The sequence below is a fragment of the Pseudomonas sp. 15C genome (assembly GCF_055484735.1).
The window spans coordinates 52,232-72,042 of record NZ_JBUDGD010000016.1; the positions used below are offsets into that span (position 1 = coordinate 52,232).

Sequence of the window (19,811 nt, forward strand, 5' to 3'; positions counted from 1 at the left end):
CTTAATGAATTTTGCTGCCCAGGGTCACCACGCCGTCCGCTTTCTCGCGGCCCAGCCAACTGGTCCAGCCGAGGCGACAGGCGTTCTGCTCACCGATGCGCAGTTCGCGGATTTCTTCCTGGCGCAGGACCAGGCGAATGTCGTAATCGAGCGGGTCACGCAGGGTGAACCGCACCAGCGCGCAGAGCGGCTGGTAACCGAAACCGATCGGCAGGAATTCGTGGAAGCGCTGCCAGTCGAGTTCGGTGATGTGAATGCGGAATTTGCCGCTGCGGTCGCGCACGTGTTCGCCGAGCACCAGGTCTTCGCCGAGCACGCTGTTGGCGCGGCCCAAACGATTGCGCTGCTCGTCGAGAATTTCCACGCGACGCTCGATGCACTGCTCGATGACCAGGTCTTCGTGCTTGAAGTAGTAACGCAGCACGGCTTCGATCAGCGCCGCCGAGTGCGCCCGCAGACTGAGCAGGCCGAGGTACGGCAGCAGGCGTTTCCAGTTCAGTTCCTTGGCCTTGCGGATTTCGTCGCCGCCCAGGCCGATCAGCGCGAACAACTGCGCCGAGAACGGATCGACCGCGCCGCTCTGAAAGCTTGCGCGGTAGCGGTACTTGCGCCAGATCGGCAGCATCAGCCGTTGCAGGCGATGGTGGAACAGGTCGAGGAAATTGCGTGTCGGGTTGCCGTCCTCGCTGTCGCCCAGCGCCTGCTCGCCGTAGAACGCCGGCAGCGGCGAACCGGAGCCGACCAGGCCGATCAGGTTGAAGCGCATGCGTGCGCGCATCTTGCCGTGCTCTTCGAAGAACTCGACGCGATCGACGTCGCTGCGCGGAAAGCCCAGGCTCGGGTTGGCCTGGAACTCGACCTGATCGTACAGATCGTCTTCGCTCAGGTGCGGGTGGGCCTCGCGCAGCCGGTCGATCACCAGCAGCACGGCCTGAAACAGCGAGTACTCGCGTATTACCTTGGTCAGCCCGCTTAGAGCAGGGGCTGCAGGCCCATACGTGGTGTCCATTGGTACACCTCTCCCTGTGTGCTTTTTACCCGCAGCTCATGGAATGAATTGAGACTGGCGTAAAGCGCGAAAAACTCGTTGAGAACCGAAGCGAAAACGAACAGGTCGCCTTCGCCGATATAGCCTTCCGGGTCGATGGTCAGTTCGGTGCGCAAGCCGCGCACCGGCAGGCCGCGATGCAAGCGGTCGACGTGGTGATGTTTGATGTGCTTGAGGCCGCCGAGCAGGCGTTTGCTGACCTTCTCTGCGTGCTGGTCGTAGTAGCGCGGCAAGTCGTAGGTTTCCAGAATCACCTTCAACGCATTGACGTCGGCCAGCGACAGATAGTTAAGCGACATGTTGCTGATCAGCTTCCACAGGAAGTCGCGATTCAGTGGCGGCGCGAAACTCGGGGTGGCCGGGGTGATGTTGCGGAAACTCAAGAACTCCGGCGTCTCTTCGCAGGCCATGCAGATGTCGCCGAGCTTGAGCTTTTTCGGCAGGTTCTGGTTGGTGCACATCAGCTCGATCGACAGGGTTTCGTGGGCTTCGGTGTGGCGGATGCCGAAGCTCAGGTAGGTGTCGAGGCCGTCGTGCAGCAAGGACGAACGCTGGCGGATGCTGTAATGCGGGCGGCTGTTGGGCACGTCGAAACTCGGGTCGTGCTCGAAGGATTCGAACGGCACGTACTCCTGATAACCGAGGCCGCCGGGCTTCCAGCCGGTCACGGTTTCCACCGAAAACACACCGCAGTTTTCCAGATCGTATTCCGCCGGAAGCAGCAGGTATTCGTCCTGCTTGCCGTCGAGGCGGATCGGCAGTGCGTCGTGGGCAAACAGGTTGGCAATCGGCGTGCAGAACAGCTTGACGTTATCCAGCGTCGGACGCATGCGCATGATGCCGCTTTTGCGAATATCGAAACGCAATTCGAGGCCGCGCATCTGCTTGAGCGTGTCTTCCGGCAGCGCCTTGAGGATGTCCAGACCGTTAACGTCGACGAAAAGGAATTTGTCCTGGAAGGCGAAGTATTCCTGCAGGTAGCGATAGCCACGGAAGGTGTTCAGCGGATACGGAATCAACGCTTCTTCTTCGGCAAAGCCCACCGGTTTCACGCGGTCGCCGGGAATCTTGAACGCCATCGGTTTGCCGCTGACGCCATCGATCGGCTTGCCGGCGCCGTCGAGCGGGATCAGTTCGATGCCGTCGAGGTTGCGCAGCAGGCTCAGGTACAGCATCTGGCTGATGTAGCGCTCACCGGCAAAGTGCAGGCGCAGTTTGCTCAGCTCCAGCTCACCGAGATGGCCGTCGGCACTCATCTCCAGGCGCAGGCTGAGCAGCGAGCCATCGCCCTTCACCGAGTAGTTCAGCGCGGCCAGATCCAGCGGCAGCACTTCAGTTGGGTAGCAGGTGCGGAAACGGCAGCGCACGTCTTCGATCGGCTTGCTCTCGATCGGCGTATCGCGCTCAACCAGCAGCGCCGGCCCGGAACGCTTGAGCGGGTCGAACTGCAAAATGCTGAACGCCGGCAGCGGGCGCATGTAATTCGGCCACAGCAGCTGCATCAGCGAATGGCTGAGCTCCGGCAACTCGTCATCGAGCTTCTGGCGCAGGCGCCCGGTCAGGAACGCAAAGCCTTCGAGCAACCGCTCCACATCCGGATCCCGCCCGGCCTGCCCCAGATACGGCGCCAGCGCCGGACTACGCTCGGCGAAACGGCGACCGAGTTGGCGCAGTGCGGTGAGTTCGCTTTGGTAGTAGTGGTTAAAGGACACGGGGTACCTGCCTGGTAATGGAGCTCATGGAAATACCGACCTGTGGATTACGTTCGACGCCCGACTTGGTCATTGGATGGCACCTGCAGGCCGACTTGGCTGAATGCGACCTGTGATGTTTCGCAAAGCCCAGCGCAACTCGATGACTTGAGTGGTGAGGATCGCCAGCAACGTGACGCAACCTTGGGCCACGCCGTAGAACAGGGCTCTTAAAGGGTTGTCGGGTAGCATCCAGAGCAGGATGAAGCCCACCATCAGAAAAAGGATGACCAGCTTGGCAACCAGATTTGGAGTCAGCGCAACGATCAGATTGACGCTCAGAAAAATGTAAAACAGTGCGTAAGTCGCAATGCCGATGGCGACGCCATGGGAGGTAAATCCGCCGTTAAAAAGCTTGTAAGCATGCACAACCGCGTAATTCAAAAATGCATAAGCCACGCATCCGAGGGCGTGGGTTGATGAACATAGGGCGAGACGGACGTAGCTGTTCATACTGCTATCAGTTTTCCAGAATCTCGTAGGGTGTATTACTGATGAAAATATTCAGCCAGCTTTCTTCCCATTGCGGCATGGAAATTACAAAAGCCTTATCTTTCTTTTCGAAGGCGATCCAAGTAATTCCAACCTCAGCATCATCTTCAAATGTACGCATGTCCAATGACTGAGTATCATACAGCGGGGTTCGATATACCTTTCCTGGCTCTTTTGAATCGATAACTCTCAAATACGCCATACCACCAAGCATGAAAATCCTGCCGACACGTACATTCTCAATTGTGTAGCGGCCCGAGGGACTAGCTGTAGTTGTACTTGCAGGATAGCCCAGCATTGCGTTCAAGCAATAAACGAGCAATGCAATAAACACCAAGAGCAAACTGATAGGCACTAGCCATTTCTTTTTAAGCGTAGTCATTTTTTCGCCACACCCAGTTCGACAGCGGATTGTACATGAGTAAAAATGCGCATCATTTATTCCAAACATTAATAACTGTCGCGGGAACGTTTTGATATTGAACATCAGACAGAACCTGGAAATCACCGCCTTTTTTAAATTCCATCCGATATTTTACAAAGTGAGAATTTGTAATATAGAAATAACGCGAGCTCTCTATTTCCCTAAACATCGCCTGAGAATCTTCCGCACTGATATAGGGGTTTGAAGCGATGTCTGACTTCATCTGCGCTGCACCGGCATTTGCGGTGGCCGCATAGGCAGGGTTGGCTATACCATCAAAGTTCCAGAACCCCAATGGCTGACTGAAATTGTCATCCGGTGAGTCATTGAAGTCATACGCGTCCTCAGCATAAAACCCAATTCGCTCCACAAACAGCTGAATGCTATCTACGGAAATCACCAGTTTTCCTTCTGGAAATACGCGGACATTAAAGTTTGCCAGCGCAGCTCGCAACTCATCAGTTTTCTCTATCAGGCCAAATTTAACTGCTCGATTATTACTGTATCCAAACTCTTCAACCTTCCTAGCGCTCGCAAACTTAAAAGGATAGACACCCGGCGCCGAGCCAAGATACTTATCTTTAATCTTCTTGCTTATATTATTACGACCTGCAGTATTATCCCAAGCAGACTTGAGCTCTTCAATGACAGCTTTCGCAGGTTCAAACTGCATCAACCAGTCCATTTTTACGATAGTGTCATTCACGTAGGCGATGTCAGCAAGAGCAATATGGTCTTTGACCTCTTTACTCATCGCACCATCGGCGGTTGGCCATGGCGCGCCATCAAACCAGTGGCGCATAAGCTTCGCAGCAACTGGCCATTTCATCTTATCCATCGCATCAGGTATGTCTGTGATTTTGAATTGACGGACAGCTGCAGACTTACCAGTTTGGTTACTGGCCGGCGTCAGACTTGATGCTATTTTCGTATCCGCCATAACAAAATCCTTTTATCCAATTACGACTTCAGATTGCTGTTCAATAGTCAACTCATAGGACTCCGCTATAGAGGACGAGATTTTTTGCGTCTTCCCGTCGGCTCCCGTGACCCCACTGATAACTTTCCCCGAGGCTGTTTTGAAGCTGTATGCCACTCCCGCCAGTGGCTTCCCAGAGTCCTGACAATTGATGACGTAGTGCTCGTTAAACGGCCATTTGATCTCCACCGGCAACGGCGGCACAAACGGCGCCGGCGTATGCGAATTACCAATAATCACCGTCCCGGAACCAGCCGTGACCTTGTTGCCATGGGTCCCCACCGAATCAACCGTCGCAGCAGGTTTGCCGTTGATCAACACAGTGGTCGCCAAACCGCCGGACATCGCACCACCACACGCCGAGGCATCGCCTTGGCGGGCGGCCGCGAGGCCGTCGAAGAACACGTCGCCGGAACCGGCGGCGATCGGGTTGGTGCCGTGGCCGGGGAGCGGGCAAGCGGTGGGGTCGGATACGCGTGCTGCGGGTTTGCCAGACATCGGGGATCTCCTTAGGTGACCTTGACTTGACCGCTGCCATCCAGGCGCGCGGAAAAACTGACCTGACGCTTGAACCCTTCAACTTCCAGCAGACCTTCGATACTGAAGGCCAGGCGCAGTTGATCGTGGTCACGCGGCAGGGAAATGACACGCACATTGCTCAGGCGCGGCTCGTAGGCTTCGATGAAGCTTTCGATGGCCAGGCGGGCCTGACTCAGCGAGTCGTGCAGGCTCAGACGCATGTCATTGAGATCGGGCAACCCGTAGTCGGCCAGCGTTTGCACGCTGCCGGCCCGGGTGCTGAGCATTTTGGCCAGATGGGCAGCCACCGACGCCATGGCAGAAACCTCGAGGCTCTTGCCATTGCGTAGTTGTGCGTCGCCGTTGAGGCGTTCGAACAGGCTGCCGTATCCGTCCATGAGTCGCTCTTACTCTTTGTCCAGCTTGCCAACCAGCGACAGGGTGAAATCGGCACCCATGTACTTGAAGTGCGGACGCACGTTCAAGCTCACGCGGTACCAGCCCGGCTCGCCTTCAACGTCGCTGACGATCACCTGCGCAGCGCGCAGCGGACGACGGCCACGCACTTCGGCGCTCGGGTTTTCCTGGTCGGCGACGTACTGACGGATCCACTTGTTCAGTTCCAGCTCGAGGTCGGTACGTTCTTTCCACGAACCGAGTTGCTCGCGCTGCAGCACTTTCAAGTAGTGAGCCAGGCGGTTGACGATCATCATGTACGGCAGTTGGGTGCCGAGCTTGTAGTTCAGCTCTGCCGCCTTGCCTTCTGCGCTGATGCCGAAGAACTTCGGCTTCTGCACCGAGCTTGCGGAGAAGAACGCCGCGTTGTCGGAGCCTTTGCGCATGGTCAGGGAAATGAAGCCTTCCTCGGCCAGTTCGTATTCACGACGGTCGGAAACCAATACTTCGGTAGGAATCTTGGTTTCGATTTCGCCCATGCTTTCGAAGTGGTGCAACGGCAGGTCTTCAACCGCGCCACCGCTCTGTGGGCCGATGATGTTCGGGCACCAGCGGAATTTGGCGAAGCTGTCGGTCAGCTTGGTGCCGAACGCGTACGCGGTGTTGCCCCACAGGTAGTGCTCGTGGCTGTTGGCAACGGTTTCCTTGTAGACGAACGATTTGACCGGGTTTTCTTCCGGATCGTACGGGTTGCGCAGCAGGAAACGCGGCACGGTCAGGCCAACGTAGCGGGAGTCTTCCGAGGTACGGAAGCTCTGCCATTTGGCGAATTGCGGGCCTTCGAAGTGGTCTTTCAGATCTTTCAGATCCGGCAGGCCGGTGAAGCTTTCCAGGCCGAAGAATTTCGGGCCGGCGGCAGCGATGAACGGCGCGTGAGACATGCACGAAACGCTGGCCACGTACTGCATCAGCTTGACGTCTGGCGAGCTTGGCGACATGTAGTAGTTGGCGATGATCGCGCCCACAGGCTGACCACCGAACTGGCCGTATTCAGCGGTGTAGATGTGCTTGTACAGGCCCGACTGCATGACTTCCGGCGAATCTTCGAAATCGTCCAGCAGGTCTTCTTTGGAGACGTTGAGGATTTCGATCTTGATGTTTTCGCGGAAGTTGGTGCGGTCGACCAGCAACTGCAGGCCACGCCACGACGATTCCAGCGCCTGGAAATCCGGGTGGTGCAAGATTTCGTCCATCTGACGGCTGAGCTTGGCATCGATCTCGGCGATCATGCGGTCAACCATGGCCTTCTTGACCGGCTCACCGTTGTTCTGCGGCTTGAGCAGTTCTTCGATAAACGCCGACACGCCACGCTTGGCGATGTCATAGGCTTCGTCGTCCGGAGTCAGACGGGTTTCGGCGATGATGCTGTCGAGAATGCTGTATTCGCCGCTGGCGGCGCTCTTCTCTTGTGCTGCGCTAGTGCTCATTGTGTTGGCTTCCTTGGCAAGAGTCTCAGGCGTCCGGGGCTGCGGCGTTCAGGCCCAGCTCACCGAGTACGCGACCACGGGATTCGTCGTCGGCGAGCACGCCTTCGATCGCTTTACGGAACGCAGGCGCGTTACCCAGCGGGCCTTTGAGGGCCACCAGCGCATCGCGCAGTTCCATCAGTTTTTTCAGCTCAGGCACTTGCTCGACCAGGCTGGCCGGGTTGAAGTCCTTCATCGAATTGACGCGCAGTTGCACAGCCAGCTCGTCGGCCTCGCCATCTTCCTGCAGACGGTTCGGCACGCTCAGCGTCAGACCCAGTTCTTGCTTGGCCAACACTTCATCGAAGGTCATCTTGTCGATGCTGATCGGCTTGCGATCTTCGATTTTGCGATCGTCCTTGCGGTGGGTGTAGTCACCGATTGCCAGCAGTTTCAGCGGCAGTTCAATCTCTTCCTGAGCACCGCCGGTGGCGGGTTTGAAGGTGACGTTGATGCGTTCCTTGGGGGCTACCGAGCCTTCTTTGGCCATGGCTTTTCTCCTTGCGGTTGTGGCCCTGGGGCCTATTCGAGTACCACTTCGAGGTCGAGGTGGCACAGCCTGCGATAAATCTCTTCCTTGCGTTCACGTACGGCATGGTTCTGCGGCAACAACTCGCAGCAACTGTGCAGCAGGTGCAGCACTTCCAATGCAAGATCGGGCTCCCAGGCGTGCAGGCCTGAGTCCTGTAATGTCTGATCGAGGGTTTCGAGCTGGTTCTTGGCCAGTTCATATTTCTTGGCCATGAAGCACAGCCGCGCGAGGGCGAACTGCCAAAAAAACCGTTCGCGCCCGCCATGGGCCGATTGCAGACCCTGCTTGAGAATCTGCACGGCCGGCTTGAGGCCTTCCTTGCGCAGCAGTGGCAGGACTTCCTCGAGCGCTTTCTCCCAGGCGGGCTGGGTTTCGACGTTTTCGCTCTCGACCTTGCGCGGCGCACTGGCGCTTTGCAGGTGCGGCATGACGTTGGCGGCGATCCACGCGCGAGTAGACGGATCGGCGAACGGCGCGCCGTCATGGAAGCGCAACTCGACAATGCCCGGCAGCCGTTGAACCAAAAGCGCGAAGTGGATTTCCACTTCGCGCATGGCCAATTCGGCGTTGAGGTTCTGGAGACATTCCCAGACCATCCTCTGGCCATCGAACCAGAACGGCGCCTTCGCCAGGCTCGCCTCCAGTTCCACCAGCAGGTCGGCGTATTTGCCCTGATCGAAACGGTCCTGATAGAGCTTGAGTTTTTCCAGCGGCAGACCGCGCAATACGGTGATCTGCTCGGCGTTGCGCTCGGGCACCGCGTCGATGGTCATCCACAGCAAGGTGCGGTTGAGGCGCAACGCGCGCAGGTCGGTGGCTTTCTGTTTCAGCCACCAGGCGCACAACGGCCGGGCGCTTTCCTGTTGAGCGCGCAGGGCTTTGTGCGCATCGCGCTCGTTGTCGATCGGCGCGCCGGGAGTGAGCAGCTGGGTCGCGGCCTGTTTGACCTGCGCTACCGCCGCGCCGACCACGCCGGGGGCCGGCTGGTTGTCGGCAGCGCGCTGGATCATGGTTTTCAGGCGACGGGAGATCGGCAGCAACAGCGGCGCGTCATCGCCCAGATGTTCAGTGCAGGCGGCCTCGAGACCGGCCAGGTGCTCGGAGAGCTGCCGGAACATCGGCAACTGCTCTTTGATCGCAATGTTTTCGGTAATGACCTGCTCGAGACGCGGCACCAGCCAGCCAATGGCGGCGGCACGAGTGCGCGGTTTCAGCGGGTGGACGTCGGCCCAGTTGTTTTCCGACAAATGGTGCAGCAGACCGAGGCCGGCCAGCAGGCCGGGGAAGGATTCACGCTGGTACAACGACCAGGTCAGCCAGGCGCCGACACGCAAATCCTTGGATTGGGTACGCAGCAGGTTTTCGCTGTTTTCACGGATTTTCAGCCAGTCGATCTGCCCGCTTTCGTGCATCGACGAGGCTTTGGCCAGCTCGCTTTCCAGCGCCTCGAATTCGCTCGAGAAACGAACGTCTTCGCCCGCGAAATTCTCTTTTGAAACAGAGACTTTTGCGAGTTCGAGGTAATGGGCGGAAAGTTTGCTTGAGTAGGACATCCATGGCCTTTATTAAGGATTACAGTCGTGCGGGCAAATAGAGTGTCAGCCACGCGGGACAGTATCGAAGAGCAGTTCAGCGACTCATCCAATTGAGATGTGCTCTTTCAAGTGGGCGCATCGTAATCACAATGATGGCCACTAGCAAGCATCTGATTAAACAACAAGACGAAGTGTTCTTTGTTTGTTGTAGGAGGTTTCCTTATATCCTGTCAGGGTATCCCCGATACCCCCTTCGCTTGTGCATCGTCGCAACACCGGCCTGAAAACCGCGATCCAGAGCGTCCGTTTTCAAAAATCCGCAACACCCCGTGTGCACTGGCGAAGACGGCCCGGAGCATGACCGGTTTTGAAAAATCCGGATGTAGGATGATTCCGAAAGACTTCGGTATTGTTTCAACGCATCGCGGCGCGACAACAAAAGATGATTAAAAGTGCCATCATATTGCTAGCATTTATTAAAAATTTTTAATCGCCGACTGTTTGCAAAGCCGCAACGCTAATCGAAGCCCGGCTCTTATTAATGCGTTTGGCAGTAGCGTGTTTTTAATCCACAAATTGGCGGACATAAAAAATGGGCATTCGACCGCAATCGAAATGCCCATTTTTCTCAGCGGTTCTCCCGTTATTCAGGAGATTCGCCGCAATTATGGATTAACGCTGTCTTTCAACGATTTGCCTGGCTTGAACGCAACGGTGTTGCTGGCCTTGATCTTCACCGGTTCGCCGGTTTGCGGGTTTTTGCCGGTGCGGGCACCGCGGTGGCGTTGCAGGAAGGTGCCGAAGCCGACCAGCGTTACGCTGTCCTTGCGGTGCAGGGCGCCGGTGATTTCTTCGAGGACGGCATTAAGGACGCGATTGGCCTGTTCTTTGGTCAGGTCCGCTTTTTCCGCGATGGCGGCGGCGAGTTCTGGTTTACGCATTAGTGAAGCCCCTTTGACGGTTTTTTGTTGTTATGTCCGTGCTGTTCTCGTTGGAACAGCGCCCAAGGCGCCGCAGGCTCTACTCTGCGGCAGACGGGAGTGAGAATGGCACGCGGATACGGGCGACGCCAGTCTCCCCGCGACCTTTGTCGGGGCAAAAGCGGGGTGTTTACGACAGAACGACCGGCATTTACGCCAGCAGGGCCGGAAGCTGTTTGTTCAGGGCGAGTTTTTCCATGACCGCGGCGCCGGTCAGCGCATAACCGAGCAACTGACCATCGGCACTGCGGCACAGCGCCTTGATGTCAGCGCCCTGCCCCTCAACCGTCCAGACGCCTTCGCTGCCACGCGGCGGCGGCGAGACCACCAGCGGGCACACCGGGGTTTTCACAGTGATCGGCATCGGGCCGTAGCTGACCGCTGTCGGGTTTCCCGCCAGGGTCTGGGCCAGCGCTCGCGCGCAGCTCATGAGGGGCATGACGTACAACAGGTTCAGCCCGTCGACCTCGGCGCAGTCGCCCAAGGCGTAGATATTGGTGTGGGACGTTTTAAGCTGCCGATCAACCATGACACCGCGATTGACCTGGAGCCCCGCCGCCGCTGCCAGATCGATGCGTGGGCGCAGGCCAATTGCCGAGACCACCACGTCGCAGGCGAAGACCTGGCCGTCGGACAGGTGCGCTTCGAGGCCATCGGCAACTTTCTGCAGGCGGGTCAGCACCGGGCCGAGGTGAAATTTTGCGCCGAGGCTTTCCAGCCCGGCCTGCACGGCGGCCGCAGCGGCCGGGTGCAACAGGGTCGGCATGACCTGTTCGCACGGCGCGACCAGTTGCACTTCGTAGCCGCCGAGGATCAAGTCATTGGCGAACTCGCAACCGATCAGCCCGGCACCGAGCAACAGCACGCGCCGCTTGCCGGCCGCGGCCGCACGAAACCGTGCGTAGTCTTCCAGATCGTTGATCGGAAAGACCAGATCGGCAGCATCGCCTTGGATCGGCACACGCACGGTTTCCGCGCCCCAGGCGAGAATCAGGTCGCGGTAATACACCGCCTCTTCACCGATCCACAGGCGCTTGTGGCCGGCATCGATGCCGCTGATGCGCGTGTGGGTGCGCACTTCGGCCTTCAACTGCTCGGCCATGGCACCGGGCTCGGCCATGCTCAGGCCGTCGGCATCCTTGTTCTTGCCGAAACCGGTGGAGAGCATCGGTTTGGAGTACGAGCGGCCGTCATCGGCGGTGATCAGCAGCAGCGGGGTTTCGCTGTCGAGCTTGCGAAACTCGCGGGCCAGGTTGTAGCCCGCCAGGCCAGTGCCGATGATGACGACAGGTGCGCTCATGCCTTACTCCTTGATTTTGCTTAGTTGATTTCGATCATTTCGAAGTCCATTTTGCCGACGCCGCAGTCCGGGCACAGCCAGTCTGCCGGCACGTCTTCCCAGCGGGTGCCCGGCGCAATGCCGTCATCCGGCCAGCCGTCGGCTTCGTTGTAGATCAGGCCACAGACGATGCATTGCCACTTTTTCATTCGGATACTTCCTCAAGGTTCAGGCGATTGCTGGCGCGGACGGTCGATGGGTGTTGCGCTGCCATCCGGCTCAGCGCGTTTTGTACTGAGGGTGCCGGGCAGATGCAAGCCTGTTCGGCGCAACGGCCACCCGGATCGATCAATCTCGCCGCCCGCCATGGTAAGCTCGCCGCCTCATTTGCGGCCAATAATGACTCATTGTGCAACATTCAAATGCCTGCCCCGCCCCGCTCTGGCTGACCCAAAGCCGACTGTCACCCCGCCCCGATTCGTTGACCCTGGACTGGTTGTTCGACGAAGGCTCGCTGACCCGCCGCCTGACGCGACTGTCCTGCGATGGCTTCAGCGTGACGCCGTTGTTCGAAGGCTGGGCCACCCTGCGCAGCGACGAATGCGCGGCGCTGGAACTGGTCGAAGGCAGCGAAGGCTGGGTGCGCGAGGTGTATCTGCGTGGCCACGGCGAGGCCTGGGTGTTCGCCCGCAGTGTTGCCTCGCGTGCGGCATTGCAGGGTGACGGCTTGCACATGGATGAACTTGGCAGCCGCTCGCTGGGCGAATTGCTGTTTTGCGATCAGGCGTTTCAGCGCCGCGCCATCGAGGTTTGCCATTACCCTGAAGACTGGCTGCCGGCAGAAGCCAAAGCGCCCGCGCTGTGGGCCCGCCGCTCGCGTTTCGACCGCGGCGCGCTGAGCGTGCTGGTCGCGGAAATCTTCCTGCCGAGCCTGTGGAGCGCCGCTCGCGCTCATCCGGAGAACTGATGATGTATCAGAGCCTGCTCAAGTCCCTCAACCGCTTGAACCCGCGCGCATGGGATTTCATTCAGTTGACGCGCATGGACAAGCCAATCGGCATCTATCTACTGTTGTGGCCAACGTTGTGGGCATTGTGGATTGCCGGCAAGGGCTCGCCGTCATTGGCCAACGTAGTGATTTTTGTCCTCGGTGTGGTGCTGACCCGGGCCGGTGGTTGCGTGATCAACGACTGGGCCGACCGCAAGGTCGACGGCCATGTCAAACGCACCGCGCAGCGCCCCTTGGCCAGCGGCAAGATCAGTTCGAAAGAAGCGCTGGTGTTCTTTGCCGTGCTGATGGGCATCAGTTTTCTGCTGGTGCTGTGCACCAACGCGCCGACTATCTGGCTGTCACTGGGCGGTCTGGCGCTGGCCTGCACCTATCCGTTCATGAAGCGCTACACCTATTACCCGCAAGTAGTGCTGGGCGCGGCGTTTTCGTGGGGCATGCCGATGGCATTCACCGCCGAAACCGGTGAGTTGCCGGCAGCGGCGTGGCTGCTGTGGATTGCCAACCTGTTGTGGACGGTGGGTTATGACACCTACTACGCAATGACCGACCGCGATGACGACCTGAAGATCGGGGTGAAATCCACGGCGATCCTGTTTGGCGAGGCGGACCGGGTGATCATTCTCAGCCTGCAGGCGCTGTCGTTGGGTTGCCTGATGCTGGCGGGGTCGAAATTCGAACTGGGAATGTGGTTTCACCTCGGCTTGCTGGTGGCCGCTGGCTGTTATGCGTGGGAGTTCTGGTACACCCGCGATCGCGACCGGATGCGTTGCTTCAAGGCGTTCTTGCACAATCACTGGGCCGGGTTGGCGATTTTTGTCGGAATCGTCGTGGATTACGCGCTGCGCTAAACCCAAATCAGTGTAGGAGTGAGCCTGCTCGCGATAGCGGTGTGTCAGTTAACGAAAATGCGGCTGACACACCGCGATCGCGAGCAGGCTCACTCCTACACGGGACCATGGCTATTTGGCTTTGGCGACTTTCCAGGCGCCGTCCATTTTACCGTCGCCGGTCATGTCGCCGGCCTTCTTGTCCATCACGAAGGTGTACAGCGGCATGCCCTGGTAAGCCCACTGCATCGAGCCGTCGTCACGCTTGACCACCGTCCAGTCGCCCATCGACTTGTCACCCGCCTGCGCCATCAATGGCGGCCAGTTCGCCGCGCATTTGTCATTGCACGCTGACTTGCCGGCGGAGTCCTTGGCGAAGGTGTACAGGGTCATGCCTTTCTGATCGGTGAACATGCCGTCCTTCTCCATCGCCGGATCGGCAGCCATGGCCAGGCCAGGCAACGCCAGGGCCGCGGCCATCAGCAGGGCTTTGAAAGAAGCAGTCATCTGAGTCATGGAAACCTTCTTTTGTGGTTGTCAGGATTCGGACTTAGAGCTTAGTCCAGGATGGTCAAACTTGTTGGCGGGCAGAAATACTGTCACACGACTGCAATAATTCCGTTATCTAATGCGGCGCAAGACAGTTAAATGACAAGAGGATTAAGGCATGGTTGGCAGGAGCATTCTGATCGTCGACGACGAAGCGCCCATTCGCGAAATGATCGCCGTGGCGTTGGAAATGGCCGGCTATGACTGCCTCGAGGCAGAGAACTCGCAGCAGGCCCACGCCATCATCGTCGACCGCAAACCCGACCTGATCCTGCTCGACTGGATGCTGCCCGGCACGTCCGGCATCGAACTGGCCCGACGCCTGAAGCGTGACGAGCTGACCGGGGACATCCCGATCATCATGCTCACCGCCAAGGGCGAAGAGGACAACAAGATCCAGGGTCTGGAAGTCGGCGCTGACGACTACATCACCAAGCCGTTTTCCCCGCGTGAACTGGTCGCCCGTCTCAAGGCGGTACTGCGCCGCGCCGGCCCGACCGATGGCGAAGCGCCGATCGAAGTCGGTGGCCTGCTGCTCGATCCGATCAGCCACCGCGTGACCATCGACGGCAAACCGGCCGAGATGGGCCCGACCGAATATCGCCTGCTGCAATTCTTCATGACCCACCAGGAACGCGCCTACACCCGCGGCCAGTTGCTGGATCAGGTCTGGGGCGGCAACGTTTACGTCGAAGAGCGCACCGTCGACGTGCACATTCGCCGCCTGCGCAAGGCCCTCGGCGATGCTTACGAAAATCTGGTACAAACCGTGCGCGGTACGGGCTATCGGTTCTCCACAAAAGCATAAAAGCAGCTGCAAGTTTCTAGCTACAAGCGGCAAGAAAGCGAGCCGCTCTGACTTGCAGCTTGCAGCTTGAAACTTGACGCTGCGGCTAAGGACGCCCCTGTGAATCAAAACTGGCATGGCACCCTGATTCGCCACATGTTGCTGCTGGTCACCGCGTGCCTGGTGATCGGGCTGATCAGCGGCTATTACGGCTGGAGCCTCGCGGTGGGCCTGGGCCTGTATCTGGCCTGGACGCTCAAGCAATTGCTGCGTCTGCACGAATGGCTGCGTCAGCACCAGCCCGATGAAGCGCCGCCCGATGGCTACGGTCTATGGGGCGAAGTGTTCGACAGCATCTACCACCTGCAACGCCGCGACCAACGGGTGCGCGGGCGGCTGCAAGCGGTGATCGACCGGGTGCAGGAATCCACCGCGGCGCTGAAAGACGCGGTGATCATGCTCGACAGCGACGGCAACCTGGAATGGTGGAACCGCGCCGCTGAGACCCTGCTCGGCCTCAAGACCCCACAAGACAGCGGCCAGCCGGTGACCAACCTGGTGCGGCATCCGCGCTTCAAGGAATATTTCGAGCAGGACAACTTCGCCGAGCCGCTGGAAATCCCCTCGCCGACCAACGATCGCGTGCGCATTCAGCTGTACCTGACCCGCTACGGCAACAACGAGCACCTGATGCTGGTGCGCGATGTCACGCGCATCCATCAACTGGAGCAGATGCGCAAAGACTTCATCGCCAACGTTTCTCACGAACTGCGCACACCGCTGACGGTGATCTGCGGCTATCTGGAAACCCTGCTCGATAACGTCGAAGAAGTGAACCCGCGCTGGAGCCGCGCTCTGCAGCAGATGCAGCAACAGGGCGGGCGCATGCAGACGTTGCTCAACGACTTGCTGCTGCTGGCCAAGCTCGAAGCCACCGATTACCCATCAGACAACCAACCGGTGCAGATCGATACACTGCTGCAGTCGATCACCAGCGACGCTCAGCAATTGTCTGGCGCGAAGAATCAGCACATCACGCTGGAAGCCAATGCCGGCGTGCTGCTCAAGGGCAGCGAAGCGGAGTTGCGCAGTGCGTTTTCCAATCTGGTGTTCAACGCGGTCAAGTACACACCGGCCGAGGGCAACATTCGGATTCGCTGGTGGGGCGACGATCAGGGCGCGCACCTGAGCGTGCAGGATTCGGGCATCGGTATCGACAGCAAGCACCTGCCGCGCCTGACCGAGCGTTTCTACCGCGTCGATTCCAGCCGCAACTCCAACACCGGCGGCACCGGCCTCGGCCTGGCCATCGTCAAACACGTGCTGTTGCGCCACCGTGCGCGCATGGAGATCAGCAGCGTGCCCGGCCACGGCAGCACGTTCACCTGCCATTTCGCCCCGGCTCAGGTGGCCAGCGCACGGGCGATCAGCGCCGCCGAGTGACGCCGCCCGGCACACGCTACTAGGCAATTGCCCAGTCAGCCGCTACATTGGCTGACTTGCGCCTGCCTTTCAGGCGCTGTTTCCCCTTACTTTCGAATCACACGGAACCTGCAAAACTCCATCATGGACCCTTCCCCTGGCTTGTCCCTCGCTACCATTTTCGCCGACTTTGGCATGATTCTTTTTGCTCTGATCCTGGTGTTGCTCAACGGCTTTTTCGTTGCGGCGGAATTCGCCATGGTCAAACTGCGCTCGACCCGGGTCGAAGCCATCGCCGAGCAGCACGGCTGGCGCGGCCACATCCTGCGCACCGTGCACAGTCAGCTCGATGCCTACCTTTCGGCGTGTCAGTTGGGTATCACCCTCGCCTCCCTCGGCCTGGGCTGGGTCGGTGAGCCGGCGTTCGCGCATATCCTCGAACCGCTGTTGAGCGCGATCGGCGTCGATTCGCCGGAGATCGTCAAAGGCGTCTCGTTTTTCACCGCATTTTTCATCATTTCCTATCTGCACATCGTGGTCGGCGAACTCGCTCCAAAGTCCTGGGCGATCCGCAAACCCGAGTTGCTGTCGCTGTGGACGGCGGTCCCGCTGTACCTGTTCTACTGGGCGATGTACCCGGCGATCTACCTGCTCAACGCCAGCGCCAACGCGATTCTGCGTATCGCAGGGCAAGGCGAGCCCGGCCCGCACCATGAACACCATTACAGCCGCGAAGAACTGAAACTGATCCTGCACTCCAGCCGTGGACAGGATCCGAGCGACCAAGGCATGCGCGTACTGGCCTCGGCGGTGGAAATGGGCGAGCTGGAAGTGGTCGACTGGGCCAACTCCCGGGAAGACCTGATCACCCTCGAATTCAACGCACCGCTGAAAGAAATCCTGGCAATGTTCCGTCGCCACAAGTTCAGCCGTTATCCGGTGTACGACAGCGAGCGCCAGGAGTTCGTCGGCCTGCTGCACATCAAGGATCTGCTGCTGGAGCTGGCGGCGCTGGACCACATTCCCGAGTCGTTCAACCTGGCCGAGCTGACCCGTCCGCTGGAGCGCGTCTCGCGGCACATGCCGTTGTCGCAGCTGCTGGAACAGTTCCGCAAGGGCGGCTCGCACTTCGCCGTGGTCGAGGAGGCTGATGGCAACATCATCGGCTATCTGACCATGGAAGACGTGCTGGAAGTGCTGGTCGGCGATATTCAGGACGAACACCGCAAGGCTGAGCGCGGCATTCTCGCCTATCAGCCGGGCAAGCTGCTGGTCCGTGGCGATACGCCGTTGTTCAAGGTCGAGCGCCTGCTGGGCATCGACCTGGACCACATCGAAGCGGAAACCCTCGCCGGGCTGGTCTATGAAACCCTCAAACGCGTGCCGGAAGAGGAAGAAGTGCTGGAGGTCGAAGGCCTGCGGATCATCATCAAGAAGATGAAAGGGCCGAAGATCGTGCTGGCCAAGGTGTTGATGCTGGATTGATGGGCTGATCCGGGACCGCGTCGCCGCTTTCGCGAGCAGGCTCGCTCCCACAGGGATCACACCAAACCTGTGGGAGCGAGCCTGCTCGCGAAGGGGCCGGCACAATTACCCGATTATTGTTTGCCCAACGCAAAGTTGGGCAACGCCCCCAGCGGCTGGTTGAACTGATACGGAATCGACACCAGCCCTTCCCCGGTGTTGCGCTGCACCACGAAGTGCAGGTGCGGGCCGCTGCTGTTGCCGGTGTTGCCCGACAGCGCCAGCGGACTGCCGACCTTGACCCGTTGCCCCTCACGCACGCTCACCGAACCCTGTTTGAGATGCAGGTACACGCCCATCGTGCCGTCATCGTGCAGCACCCGCACGAAATTGCCCGACGCATCGGTGCCGCGCCCGCTCTGTGAGTTTTCAGTCTTCACCACCACTCCGGCTCGCGCGGCAATGATGGGCGTGCCCACCGGCATGGCGATGTCCATGGCATAGCGATTCTTCGGCCCGTAGTGGCTGTATTGGCCGTTGGCGCCCTGACTCAGGCGGAACGGCCCGCCACGCCATGGCAATGGATAGCGATAGCTCTGCGCCGCGCCAGCGGGGTCACCCAGCGAATAATGGAACTGCGGCGAATACACCAGCGGCTTGCCGGCGGAAATCGCCGTCAGCAGCGCCAGCCGCGTGTTGCTGCGCGCGGGCAATACCCGGCGAATGGTTTGCGCCGGTGCGCCGCGCACATTGCTCAGGCCGGTGAATGCCAGGGCGATCTCGACTGGCGCGTACAGATCGTTGCGCACGAACACCACGTCGGTGCCTTTCTGCTTTTTGATATCGAGGTACACCTGGCGCTCCAGGCGCTCGACCATGCGGTCCTGAAACACGAACACCTGCGCGCCTTTGCTTGGCCGGTCGCTGTAGGAAACCACGCCATTGGCATCGGTGGATTTATAGATGGTCATGGCCACTGCCGAGGTGGAGGCCAGAAAGACAGCACAGAGAAACAGCAGGCGCGCGAGCATGGGCAAGAATCTGTCGAAAGAAGGCCTGGAAATGAGCCTAGCAGGTGAAGCAGACCAGGCTAGTCGACAGATGTTGCAAATAGGCAGTGCAGAAGATGGATGATGCGGTTGATGCCCTATCGCCAGCAGGCTGGCTCCCACATTGGAATGCGTTGCAAATGTGGGAGCCAGCCCTGCTGGCGATAGCGACTTGTCAGGCGACGAAGATCAGGCGCCCGGTACGAAGTGCTTCTGCGCCGTACCACGGGCGATCAGGCGCGAGATGTAGTCGAGCTTCTGCGCGTCCTGATCGACGAAGCGGAAGGTCAGTTGCAGCCATTCACTGTCTGGCTTCTGCTCAACCGCGACAACCGCGTGCAGGTAACCGTTGAGGCGCGCGACTTCGGCGTTGTCGCCCTGCTCCAGATCGAGCACGGCGCTGTCGAGGATCTGCGGCAGGGTCTCGGTGCGCTTCACCACCAGCAGCGCTTCCTTGATGCTCAGCGCCTTGATCACGCATTGCTGGGTGCCGCTCGGCAGGCGCAACTGGCCCTGGCCGCGACCACCGACCGGCGCCTTCGACGCGGCAGGTGCTTGCACCGGCGGCGCGTTGAGCAAACCGCGCGATGGCGCAGCAGCGGCTGCCGGCGCCGCTGCAGCAGGCTTGGCAAACGGGTTGGCTGCTGCCGCAGCCGGGGCAGCGCCGACCACGGCAGGCTTGCCGCCAGTCAGTGCGCTCAGCGAATCGTTGCCGAATGCCGAGTTCATCTTGGTCGGCGCGCTGTTCATCAGGGTGTCGAGCTTGCCGACCTTGTTCAGCGCCTGCTTGACCTTGGTCAGCAACTGCTCGTTGGTGAACGGTTTGCTGACGTAGCCGGACACGCCAGCCTGAATCGCCTGCACGACGTTTTCCTTGTCGCCCCGGCTGGTCACCATGACGAACGGCATGGTCTTGAGATTGTCCTGCTCGCGGCACCAGGTCAGCAATTCGAGGCCGGACATTTCCGGCATTTCCCAATCGCACAACACCAGGTCGAAGGCTTCTCTGGCCAGCATGGCCTGGGCCTTTTTACCGTTCACGGCGTCCTCGGTGCGAATCCCCGGGAAGTAATTACGCAGGCACTTTTTCACCAGGTCACGAATGAACGAAGCATCGTCCACGACCAACACACTGATCTTGCTCATCCAACACCCCTATTAAAATCCCGGCAAGCATAACGCTGGCTGATGGCACATTGCCAAAACTCTTCAGTCACGCCGGGACTTTTCGTTCGCGGGT

At 59.3% G+C, this 19,811-nt stretch carries 21 protein-coding genes; 5 read left to right on the forward strand and 16 right to left on the reverse strand.

Features of this window, described 5'->3' with window-relative positions:
* Position 1: 1 nt before the first annotated feature.
* The 13 genes from tssG to ACYYKW_RS11230 all read right to left on the reverse strand — a co-directional run bounded on the left by tssG (position 2) and on the right by ACYYKW_RS11230 (position 11,670).
* Positions 2 to 1,009 carry a type VI secretion system baseplate subunit TssG gene (gene tssG, locus ACYYKW_RS11170; protein ID WP_093096850.1) on the reverse strand — a complete coding sequence of 336 codons (1,008 nt, stop codon included), beginning with the start codon at positions 1,007 to 1,009 and terminating at the stop codon, positions 2 to 4.
* Positions 973 to 2,760, reverse strand: coding sequence for a type VI secretion system baseplate subunit TssF (tssF, locus tag ACYYKW_RS11175; protein WP_093096845.1), 1,788 nt, complete (start codon positions 2,758 to 2,760; stop codon positions 973 to 975). Before tssF ends, tssG begins: the two co-directional genes overlap by 37 nt.
* Before the next feature lie 69 nt (positions 2,761 to 2,829).
* Complete coding sequence (locus ACYYKW_RS11180) at positions 2,830 to 3,252, reverse strand: hypothetical protein (RefSeq protein ID WP_336356521.1); 423 nt, start codon at positions 3,250 to 3,252, stop codon at positions 2,830 to 2,832.
* A 7-nt stretch (positions 3,253 to 3,259) separates the two neighbouring features.
* On the reverse strand, positions 3,260 to 3,673 hold the full coding sequence (locus ACYYKW_RS11185) for a hypothetical protein (protein ID WP_336356522.1): 414 nt from the start codon (positions 3,671 to 3,673) through the stop codon (positions 3,260 to 3,262).
* Between the two features lie 52 nt (positions 3,674 to 3,725).
* Complete coding sequence (locus ACYYKW_RS11190) at positions 3,726 to 4,655, reverse strand: DUF6402 family protein (RefSeq protein WP_093096831.1); 930 nt, start codon at positions 4,653 to 4,655, stop codon at positions 3,726 to 3,728.
* A 12-nt stretch (positions 4,656 to 4,667) separates the two neighbouring features.
* Positions 4,668 to 5,192 (reverse strand): PAAR domain-containing protein, encoded by a 525-nt coding sequence (locus ACYYKW_RS11195; protein WP_122087903.1) that lies wholly within the window; start codon positions 5,190 to 5,192, stop codon positions 4,668 to 4,670.
* 11 nt (positions 5,193 to 5,203) lie between these two features.
* Positions 5,204 to 5,611 (reverse strand): type VI secretion system baseplate subunit TssE, encoded by a 408-nt coding sequence (gene tssE / locus ACYYKW_RS11200; protein WP_090287609.1) that lies wholly within the window; start codon positions 5,609 to 5,611, stop codon positions 5,204 to 5,206.
* A gap of 9 nt (positions 5,612 to 5,620) precedes the next feature.
* Positions 5,621 to 7,096 (reverse strand): type VI secretion system contractile sheath large subunit, encoded by a 1,476-nt coding sequence (tssC, locus tag ACYYKW_RS11205; RefSeq protein ID WP_016772499.1) that lies wholly within the window; start codon positions 7,094 to 7,096, stop codon positions 5,621 to 5,623.
* 25 nt (positions 7,097 to 7,121) lie between these two features.
* Positions 7,122 to 7,625, reverse strand: a complete 504-nt coding sequence (gene tssB / locus ACYYKW_RS11210; RefSeq protein ID WP_003229587.1) for a type VI secretion system contractile sheath small subunit — start codon at positions 7,623 to 7,625, stop codon at positions 7,122 to 7,124.
* A gap of 32 nt (positions 7,626 to 7,657) precedes the next feature.
* The gene (gene tssA, locus ACYYKW_RS11215) at positions 7,658 to 9,220 is read right to left on the reverse strand and encodes a type VI secretion system protein TssA (RefSeq protein ID WP_093096821.1); all 1,563 of its coding nucleotides are present in this window, start codon (positions 9,218 to 9,220) and stop codon (positions 7,658 to 7,660) included.
* Between the two features lie 647 nt (positions 9,221 to 9,867).
* Entirely contained in the window at positions 9,868 to 10,143 is a 276-nt protein-coding gene (locus ACYYKW_RS11220; RefSeq protein WP_003213368.1) for an HU family DNA-binding protein, read from the reverse strand.
* A gap of 190 nt (positions 10,144 to 10,333) precedes the next feature.
* The gene (locus tag ACYYKW_RS11225) at positions 10,334 to 11,482 is read right to left on the reverse strand and encodes an NAD(P)/FAD-dependent oxidoreductase (protein ID WP_464990137.1); all 1,149 of its coding nucleotides are present in this window, start codon (positions 11,480 to 11,482) and stop codon (positions 10,334 to 10,336) included.
* Between the two features lie 20 nt (positions 11,483 to 11,502).
* Positions 11,503 to 11,670, reverse strand: coding sequence for a rubredoxin (locus ACYYKW_RS11230; RefSeq protein ID WP_003177199.1), 168 nt, complete (start codon positions 11,668 to 11,670; stop codon positions 11,503 to 11,505).
* A gap of 200 nt (positions 11,671 to 11,870) precedes the next feature.
* Here ACYYKW_RS11230 and ACYYKW_RS11235 point away from each other — a divergent pair, with 200 nt between their 5' ends.
* Positions 11,871 to 12,428: a chorismate--pyruvate lyase family protein gene (locus ACYYKW_RS11235; RefSeq protein ID WP_464990138.1), complete on the forward strand. Its 558-nt coding sequence runs from the start codon at positions 11,871 to 11,873 to the stop codon at positions 12,426 to 12,428.
* 2 nt (positions 12,429 to 12,430) lie between these two features.
* Positions 12,431 to 13,321, forward strand: a complete 891-nt coding sequence (ubiA, locus tag ACYYKW_RS11240; protein ID WP_090287621.1) for a 4-hydroxybenzoate octaprenyltransferase — start codon at positions 12,431 to 12,433, stop codon at positions 13,319 to 13,321.
* A gap of 111 nt (positions 13,322 to 13,432) precedes the next feature.
* Here the strand turns inward: ubiA and ACYYKW_RS11245 are convergent, their stop codons facing one another.
* On the reverse strand, positions 13,433 to 13,816 hold the full coding sequence (locus ACYYKW_RS11245; protein ID WP_093096803.1) for a COG4315 family predicted lipoprotein: 384 nt from the start codon (positions 13,814 to 13,816) through the stop codon (positions 13,433 to 13,435).
* A 151-nt stretch (positions 13,817 to 13,967) separates the two neighbouring features.
* On the opposite strand from ACYYKW_RS11245, the gene phoB reads away from it, so the two are divergent.
* From phoB to ACYYKW_RS11260, 3 genes are all read left to right on the forward strand, one after another.
* Positions 13,968 to 14,657, forward strand: a complete 690-nt coding sequence (gene phoB, locus ACYYKW_RS11250; RefSeq protein WP_007896474.1) for a phosphate regulon transcriptional regulator PhoB — start codon at positions 13,968 to 13,970, stop codon at positions 14,655 to 14,657.
* A 135-nt stretch (positions 14,658 to 14,792) separates the two neighbouring features.
* Positions 14,793 to 16,079, forward strand: coding sequence for a phosphate regulon sensor histidine kinase PhoR (gene phoR / locus ACYYKW_RS11255; RefSeq protein WP_258451528.1), 1,287 nt, complete (start codon positions 14,793 to 14,795; stop codon positions 16,077 to 16,079).
* A gap of 123 nt (positions 16,080 to 16,202) precedes the next feature.
* Positions 16,203 to 17,543: a hemolysin family protein gene (locus tag ACYYKW_RS11260; RefSeq protein WP_090287628.1), complete on the forward strand. Its 1,341-nt coding sequence runs from the start codon at positions 16,203 to 16,205 to the stop codon at positions 17,541 to 17,543.
* A gap of 113 nt (positions 17,544 to 17,656) precedes the next feature.
* On the opposite strand, the gene ACYYKW_RS11265 is transcribed toward ACYYKW_RS11260, so the two are convergent.
* Positions 17,657 to 18,553: a peptidoglycan DD-metalloendopeptidase family protein gene (locus tag ACYYKW_RS11265; RefSeq protein WP_093096795.1), complete on the reverse strand. Its 897-nt coding sequence runs from the start codon at positions 18,551 to 18,553 to the stop codon at positions 17,657 to 17,659.
* A gap of 207 nt (positions 18,554 to 18,760) precedes the next feature.
* A complete protein-coding gene (locus ACYYKW_RS11270; protein ID WP_336356527.1) occupies positions 18,761 to 19,717 on the reverse strand; it encodes a response regulator in 957 nt (318 codons plus the stop codon).
* Between the last annotated feature and the right edge of the window lie 94 nt (positions 19,718 to 19,811).

Coding starts and splice junctions, on each gene's coding strand:
- ACYYKW_RS11180 (WP_336356521.1), bottom strand. CDS start 3,252: ATGAACAGCTACGTCCGTCTCGCCCTATGTTCATCAACCCACGCCCTC.
- ACYYKW_RS11220 (WP_003213368.1), bottom strand. CDS start 10,143: ATGCGTAAACCAGAACTCGCCGCCGCCATCGCGGAAAAAGCGGACCTG.
- phoR (WP_258451528.1), top strand. CDS start 14,793: ATGTTGCTGCTGGTCACCGCGTGCCTGGTGATCGGGCTGATCAGCGGC.
- ACYYKW_RS11260 (WP_090287628.1), top strand. CDS start 16,203: ATGGACCCTTCCCCTGGCTTGTCCCTCGCTACCATTTTCGCCGACTTT.
- ACYYKW_RS11230 (WP_003177199.1), bottom strand. CDS start 11,670: ATGAAAAAGTGGCAATGCATCGTCTGTGGCCTGATCTACAACGAAGCC.
- tssC (WP_016772499.1), bottom strand. CDS start 7,096: ATGAGCACTAGCGCAGCACAAGAGAAGAGCGCCGCCAGCGGCGAATAC.
- tssG (WP_093096850.1), bottom strand. CDS start 1,009: ATGGACACCACGTATGGGCCTGCAGCCCCTGCTCTAAGCGGGCTGACC.
- ACYYKW_RS11185 (WP_336356522.1), bottom strand. CDS start 3,673: ATGACTACGCTTAAAAAGAAATGGCTAGTGCCTATCAGTTTGCTCTTG.
- tssA (WP_093096821.1), bottom strand. CDS start 9,220: ATGTCCTACTCAAGCAAACTTTCCGCCCATTACCTCGAACTCGCAAAA.
- ubiA (WP_090287621.1), top strand. CDS start 12,431: ATGTATCAGAGCCTGCTCAAGTCCCTCAACCGCTTGAACCCGCGCGCA.
- ACYYKW_RS11265 (WP_093096795.1), bottom strand. CDS start 18,553: ATGCTCGCGCGCCTGCTGTTTCTCTGTGCTGTCTTTCTGGCCTCCACC.
- ACYYKW_RS11270 (WP_336356527.1), bottom strand. CDS start 19,717: ATGAGCAAGATCAGTGTGTTGGTCGTGGACGATGCTTCGTTCATTCGT.
- ACYYKW_RS11245 (WP_093096803.1), bottom strand. CDS start 13,816: ATGACTCAGATGACTGCTTCTTTCAAAGCCCTGCTGATGGCCGCGGCC.
- tssE (WP_090287609.1), bottom strand. CDS start 5,611: ATGGACGGATACGGCAGCCTGTTCGAACGCCTCAACGGCGACGCACAA.
- ACYYKW_RS11190 (WP_093096831.1), bottom strand. CDS start 4,655: ATGGCGGATACGAAAATAGCATCAAGTCTGACGCCGGCCAGTAACCAA.
- phoB (WP_007896474.1), top strand. CDS start 13,968: ATGGTTGGCAGGAGCATTCTGATCGTCGACGACGAAGCGCCCATTCGC.
- ACYYKW_RS11195 (WP_122087903.1), bottom strand. CDS start 5,192: ATGTCTGGCAAACCCGCAGCACGCGTATCCGACCCCACCGCTTGCCCG.
- ACYYKW_RS11225 (WP_464990137.1), bottom strand. CDS start 11,482: ATGAGCGCACCTGTCGTCATCATCGGCACTGGCCTGGCGGGCTACAAC.
- tssB (WP_003229587.1), bottom strand. CDS start 7,625: ATGGCCAAAGAAGGCTCGGTAGCCCCCAAGGAACGCATCAACGTCACC.